The 6,151-nt window shown below is 64.7% G+C and carries 7 protein-coding genes; 2 read left to right on the forward strand and 5 right to left on the reverse strand.

Annotation, left to right across the window (positions count from 1 at the left end):
- Both BGO62_RS11575 and BGO62_RS11580 read left to right on the forward strand, forming a co-directional pair.
- The coding region (locus tag BGO62_RS11575) for a winged helix-turn-helix domain-containing protein (protein WP_296642561.1) at window positions 1–299 on the forward strand (299 nt) is incomplete at its 5' end.
- The gene (locus BGO62_RS11580) at window positions 296–1,678 is read left to right on the forward strand and encodes a sensor histidine kinase (RefSeq protein ID WP_296642562.1); all 1,383 of its coding nucleotides are present in this window, start codon (window positions 296–298) and stop codon (window positions 1,676–1,678) included. The genes BGO62_RS11575 and BGO62_RS11580, both read left to right, overlap by 4 nt.
- 52 nt (window positions 1,679–1,730) lie before the next feature.
- Here BGO62_RS11580 and pnp read toward each other — a convergent pair whose 3' ends face one another.
- The 5 genes from pnp to BGO62_RS11605 all read right to left on the reverse strand — a co-directional run.
- Window positions 1,731–3,860, reverse strand: coding sequence for a polyribonucleotide nucleotidyltransferase (gene pnp / locus BGO62_RS11585; RefSeq protein WP_296642565.1), 2,130 nt, complete (start codon window positions 3,858–3,860; stop codon window positions 1,731–1,733).
- Between the two features lie 124 nt (window positions 3,861–3,984).
- Window positions 3,985–4,254, reverse strand: a complete 270-nt coding sequence (gene rpsO / locus BGO62_RS11590; protein WP_296642568.1) for a 30S ribosomal protein S15 — start codon at window positions 4,252–4,254, stop codon at window positions 3,985–3,987.
- A gap of 89 nt (window positions 4,255–4,343) precedes the next feature.
- Window positions 4,344–5,240, reverse strand: a complete 897-nt coding sequence (gene truB, locus BGO62_RS11595) for a tRNA pseudouridine(55) synthase TruB (protein WP_296642570.1) — start codon at window positions 5,238–5,240, stop codon at window positions 4,344–4,346.
- Window positions 5,237–5,611 carry a 30S ribosome-binding factor RbfA gene (gene rbfA, locus BGO62_RS11600; RefSeq protein ID WP_296642572.1) on the reverse strand — a complete coding sequence of 125 codons (375 nt, stop codon included), beginning with the start codon at window positions 5,609–5,611 and terminating at the stop codon, window positions 5,237–5,239. The genes truB and rbfA overlap by 4 nt, the downstream gene beginning before the upstream one ends.
- A gap of 106 nt (window positions 5,612–5,717) precedes the next feature.
- The coding region (locus BGO62_RS11605; RefSeq protein WP_296642573.1) for an EF-Tu/IF-2/RF-3 family GTPase at window positions 5,718–6,151 on the reverse strand (434 nt) is incomplete at its 5' end.

The raw sequence follows: 6,151 nt of genomic DNA on the forward strand, positions 1-6,151 counted from the left end.
ATACCCTGATACGCATCGGGCGCCTGAGTTTCGACAGTGTCAATCGGCAGGCCTGCATTGGCGAGGCGCCGCTGGTGTTGTCCGCACGCGAGGTGGAAGTGCTTGAGATCCTGCTCCATCATGCCGGGCGCGTCACGGCCAAAGAGGCCATCGCAGACCGCCTGACCGGCTGGGATGACGGCGTGGGGGAGAATGCGGTGGAGGTCTACATCCATCGCTTGCGCCGCAAGCTGGAAGGCTCCGGCGTGGCGATCCGCACTTTGCGCGGCCTCGGCTATCTGCTGGAGGCCGAGCGTTGAATCGGGAAAAGCGGCAAAGCCTGCGGCGGCAACTGATCATCCGCATGCTGGCGATGATGTTGCCGCTGTTCATTCTGCTGTGGGCCATTGCCTATTTTTCCAGCCAGTATTTCATCAATGCGGCGTTCGATCGCTCGCTGATGCGGCGAACCTTCGCGCTTGCAGATCGGGTTGAGGTGCTGCATGGCCGGGTACAGGTGGATTTGCCGGTCGCCGCGCGCGAATTGCTGGTGTTCGACCAGGAAGACCTGTTGTTTCACAGCATCACCGGCCCGGACGGACGGGTCATCGAGGGGGAGCGGGATATGCCGCGGCTTCCCGCGCGAAAGCTGCTCAAACCCGGCCAGCTGATCGTCTACGACGGCGTCAAGGATGGCGCGAAAGTCCGGGTGGCGGCATTCGCGCTTTCACTCAAGGGCACCAGCGCAAGCGGTGCGGCGCTGGTGCAGGTGGGGGAAACGCTGACCCGCCGTTCGGTTCTGGCGGGGCGCGCCACGCTGGCGATCGTGATTCCGATGCTGCTCATGACGCTGACGGCGGCGGTTGCCATCGCTTTCGGCGTCGGGCGCGGGCTTGAGCCGGTGAGCCGGTTGCGGGACCGCCTGTCGGCACGGCAGGCGTTCGATCTAAGCCCGGTTCCGCTGGAGGGTACGCCTGCGGAATTGCGGCCATTCCTGGATGAAATCAATTCGCTGCTGCAGCGCCTGTCGGAAGCGGTCGAAGCGCAGTCGCGCTTTGTCGCCGATGCGGCGCATCAGCTTCGCACGCCCATCGCCGGCATCCGAACGCAGGCCGAAGCCGCCCTGGCGAGCGCGCGGCATGAAGACGCGCAGCATGCGCTGGCGCGCATTGCGCGGTCGACTCAAACCATGGGCGATCTGGTTCAGAAGCTGCTTGTCCTGGCGCGCGTCGATGCCGCGGAAAATACGCTGCGCTTGATCCGGCTGGATGGCGCAGAGGTGATGAGGGCGGTTGCACGCGAATGGGCACCGCAGGCATTGGCTAAAGGGGTGGAAATCGGCTTCGAAACGAAAGGCGGCGAAGCGTGGCTGAGGGGCGATGCGCAATTGCTGCGGGAGATGCTGGCCAATTTGATCGACAATGCCCTGCGTTACGGCGGAGCGCGCATCACACTGACAGTATGCGGTTCGGAACAGGGCGTGACGTGGCTGGTGGCCGACAATGGCCCGGGCATCCCGGAACAGCAGCGCACCGCCGTGTTCGCGCCATTTTATCGGCTGTCCGCCGGCGTGGGGGGGGCCGGGCTTGGCTTGACGATCGTGCAGCGCATCGCGCATTTGCATGGCGCGGCGGTAAGTCTGGAAGCGGGGGAGGGCGGAACGGGCCTGCTGGCAAGCGTGAAATTTCCGCCCGCGTAAGCGCAAAAAAACCGCGCCCGGGAGCGCGGTTTTAGCAGCGGCAGGCGGTGTTTCAGCCCGCAGTTTCCGGCGTTTCGCTGTCGCTGGCTGCCGGTGCAGGCGCTTCCAGCAGGGCCTTCATCGACAGGCGCAGACGGCCTTTTTCGTCGGCCTCCAGGATCTTCACCTTCACGACCTGGCCCTCTTTCAGATAGTCGCCGATGGTGTTGACGCGCTCGTGGGCGATCTGCGAGATGTGCAGCAGGCCGTCGCGGCCCGGCAGCACGTTGACGATGGCGCCGAAGTCCAGCAGCTTGATGACCGGACCTTCGTAGACCTTGCCGACTTCGACTTCGGCGGTGATCTCCTCGATGCGCTTCTTCGCCAGTTCGCCGGCTTCCATGCTGGTGCAGGCGATCTTCACGCTGCCGTCTTCTTGGATGTCGATCTGGGTGCCGGTCTCCTCGGTCAGCGCGCGGATCACTGCGCCGCCCTTGCCGATGACGTCGCGGATCTTTTCCGGGTTGATCTTCATCGCGATGATACGCGGCGCGTAGGCCGACATTTCATGCGTCTCGGAAACCGAGGACTTCATGATGCCGAGGATGTGCATGCGGCCTTCCTTCGCCTGGGTGAGGGCGGCCTGCATGATTTCCTTGGTGATGCCGTTGATCTTGATGTCCATCTGCAGCGCGGTGACGCCTTTTTCGGTACCCGCGACCTTGAAGTCCATGTCGCCGAGATGATCCTCGTCGCCGAGGATGTCGGTCAGCACCGCGAAGCGGTTGCCTTCCTTGATCAGGCCCATGGCGATGCCGGCGACGTGCGCCTTCAGCGGCGCGCCGGCGTCCATCAGCGACAGGCAGCCGCCGCACACCGAGGCCATCGACGACGAGCCGTTGGACTCGGTGATTTCCGACACCACGCGCATGGTGTAGCCGAATTCCTCCTTGGAGGGCAGCACCGCCATCAGCGCGCGCTTGGCCAGGCGGCCGTGGCCGATCTCGCGGCGCTTCGGCGAGCCGACGCGGCCGGTTTCGCCGGTGGCGTAGGGGGGCATGTTGTAGTGCAGCATGAAGCGGTCGGAGTAGGAGCCTTCGAGCGCGTCGATGGTCTGCTCGTCGCGGCCGGTGCCGAGCGTGGTGACCACCAGCGCTTGGGTTTCGCCGCGGGTGAACAGCGCCGAGCCGTGGGTGCGCGGCAGCACGCCGGTGCGGATGGTGATCGGACGCACGGTGCGGGTGTCGCGGCCGTCGATGCGCGGCTGGCCCGAGAGGATGCGGTTGCGCACGACGCCGGCTTCGAGGCGGTGGAACGCGTCCTTGACGTGGTTGGCAGCGACGGTGTCCATGTCGGCGCTGATCAGTTCGGCGAAGGCCTTGCTGCGCACTTCGTCGACGGCGGCCATGCGCGCCTGCTTCTGCTTGATGTTGTAGGCCTGCTGCAGGCCGTCCTCGGCGAGTGCCTTGAGGCGCTCGACCATCGCGGTGTCCTCGGCCAGCGGCTCCCAGTCCCAGGCGTCGGCGCCGGCTTCGTCGGCCAGTTCGTTGATCGCATTGATCGCGGCCTGCATCTGGGTGTGGCCGAACACGACGGCGCCCAGCATGATGTCTTCGGGCAGTTCCATGGCTTCGGACTCGACCATCAGCACGGCGGTCTCGGTGCCGGCGACGACCAGGTCGAGCGCCGAATCCTTCAGCTCCGAGTGGGTCGGGTTGAGTACGTATTCGCCGTTGATGAAGCCGACGCGCGCGGCGCCCACCGGGCCGTCGAACGGCAGGCCGGACAGCGACAGAGCGGCGGAGGCGCCGATCAGCGCGGGGATGTCAGCGCTGACTTCCGGGTTGGACGACATCACGGTGGCGATGACCTGCACTTCGTTGAAGAAGCCTTCGGGGAAGAGCGGGCGGATCGGACGGTCGATCAGGCGCGAAATCAGGGTCTCGCCTTCGGACGGGCGGCTTTCACGCTTGAGGAAGCCACCGGGAATGCGGCCGGCGGCGTAGGTCTTTTCCTGATAGTCGACGGTCAGCGGGAAGAAATCCTGGCCCGGCTTGACTTCGTTCTTGGCAACCACGGTGACCAGCACCACGGTGTCGTCCATGTTGACGATGACGGCGCCGGAGGCCTGGCGGGCGATTTCGCCGGTTTCCAGGACCACCTGGTGGCGGCCGTAGGTGAAAGTTTTCTTGATAGCGCTCACACGAGTTCCTTTCAAAGCAAAAACGCCCCGCATGGGCGGGGCGTGGGAAATTCAGGGGGCAACAATCCCCATCCACTGTGCCGGTGCAGCGAAGTGCCGGGTCATCACAGTGGCCCTGTCGGGATTACTTGCGCAGACCGAGGCGATCGATCAGGGTCTTGTAGCCTTCGAGGTTGGTGCGCTTCAGGTAGTCGAGCAGCTTGCGGCGGCGGCTCACCATCTTCAGCAGACCACGGCGCGAGTGGTGGTCCTTCATGTTGGCCTTGAAGTGGCCGGTCAGGTCGTTGATGCGTGCTGTCAGCAGGGCAACCTGCACTTCGGGCGAACCGGTGTCGGCGGCGGCGCGTTGGTAACTCTGGACGATCTCAGCTTTTTGAGCGACGGTAACAGCCATGGTGTACTCCTTCTGAATCGCGTGGCCTGCGGCTGTGCGGGACACGTTCGGGGGAAACCGCGGATTTTACGCGGAAAGTATGGGCCGACTCAAGTCTGTTGTGTAGCAAGCAGACGGTGAGGGGCCAGCTGGCCGGCGTCGGCCTGGGCCAGACCGAAAAAGCGGTTTGCGGCCGTATACAGGCGCACCAGCCCGGCGTGCGGGGCGGGATGCGCAATGCTGCGGCCCTGGCACAGTGCCGTCGTGCTGGCGTCGTCGAGATGCAGCGCCGGCAGGTGGGAGACCAGGCAGTCTGCTGGCTGCAGGAGGGCGGCACGCCGGGCGGGATCGAGCGTTTCCAGTTCGGCCAGCGTATGCGCCTGATTCAGGCTGAACCCACCTGCCGCGGTGCGCGTCAGCGCGGTGAGGTGGGCGCCGCAGCCGAGCGCGGCGCCGATGTCCTGCGCCAGGGTGCGGATATAGGTGCCGGCGCTGCATTGCACATCCAGTACCACGCGCGGCGGGGCGCATTCGATCAGTTCGAGTGCGCGGATCGTGACCTTGCGGGGCGGACGCTCGATCTCGATGCCGGCGCGGGCGTATTCGTAGAGCGGACGTCCCTGGTGCTTGAGCGCGGAATGCATCGGCGGAATCTGCTCGATTTCGCCCATGAAGCGCGGCAGCACGGCGGCAATGTCGTCACGGCTGACCGCCGCCTCGCGGGTGTCGAGCACCTCGCCTTCCGGGTCGCCGGTGGTGGTGGTGGTGCCGAGTTGCAGCACCGCGCGATAGTGCTTGTCCGCATCCAGCAGATAGGCCGAGAACTTGGTGGCCTCGCCGAAGCACAGCGGCAACAGCCCGTCGGCGAAGGGATCGAGGGTGCCGGTGTGGCCCGCTTTTCTGGCGTTGAGCAGCCACTTGGCTTTCTGCAGCGCGGCGTTGGAGGTGATGCCGACCGGCTTGTTCAGCAGCAGCACGCCGTCGATAGGCTGGCGGGCCTGCTTCACGCGTCTTTGGGGTGCTTGGCGTCTTCGGCGACGGCGGTTTCGATCAGCTGGGTGAGCTCGATGCCGCGCTCGACCGAGCGGTCATAGACAAAAGTGAGCTTGGGTACCACGCGCAACTGCATGCGGTGCGACAGCTGCGAACGCAGAAAGCCGCTGGCACGCTGCAGGCCCTGCAGGCAGGCGGCATGCTCGGCCTCGCCGCCGAGGGTGGTGAAGTAGACCTTGGCGAACTCCATGTCGCGGTTGACCTCGACCTCGGTGACGGTCAGCATGCCGACGCGCGGATCCTTCACTTCCTGGCGGATCAATTCCGGCAGTTCGCGCTGGATCTGGTCGGCGACGCGGCGGGCGCGGGGGAAATCTTTCGGCATGGTTGTTAGGGGCTAGGGGCTAGGGACTAGGAGCTAGGGAAGAAGGCGCGGCAACGCCGCGCACATTCTCTAAATCCTAGCCCCTAAATCCTAAATCCCTCAGTCCTCACAGGCTGCGAGCTACCTCGACGACCTCGAACACTTCGAGGATGTCGCCTTCCTGGATGTCGTTGAAATTCTTCAGGGAGAGACCACATTCGAAATTGGCCTTGACTTCCTTGACGTCGTCCTTGAAGCGCTTGAGCGAATCGAGTTCGCCCTGATGCACCACCACGTTGTTGCGCAGCACGCGTACGCCGGCGCCGCGCTTGACCACCCCGTCCAGCACGTAGCAGCCGGCAATGGTGCCGATCTTGGAAATGTGGAAGACCTGGCGGATTTCCACGCTGCCGATGACGCTTTCCTTCTTCTCGGGCGCCAGCATGCCGGACAGCGCAGCCTTCACCTCATCCACCGCTTCGTAGATGATGTTGTAGTAGCGGATATCCACACCGCTGGATTCGGCCAGCTTGCGTGCCAGCGCATCGGCGCGCACGTTGA

This window comes from Thiobacillus sp. 65-1402 (assembly GCF_001897685.1).
Taxonomy (GTDB): Bacteria; Pseudomonadota; Gammaproteobacteria; order Burkholderiales; family Thiobacillaceae; genus Thiobacillus.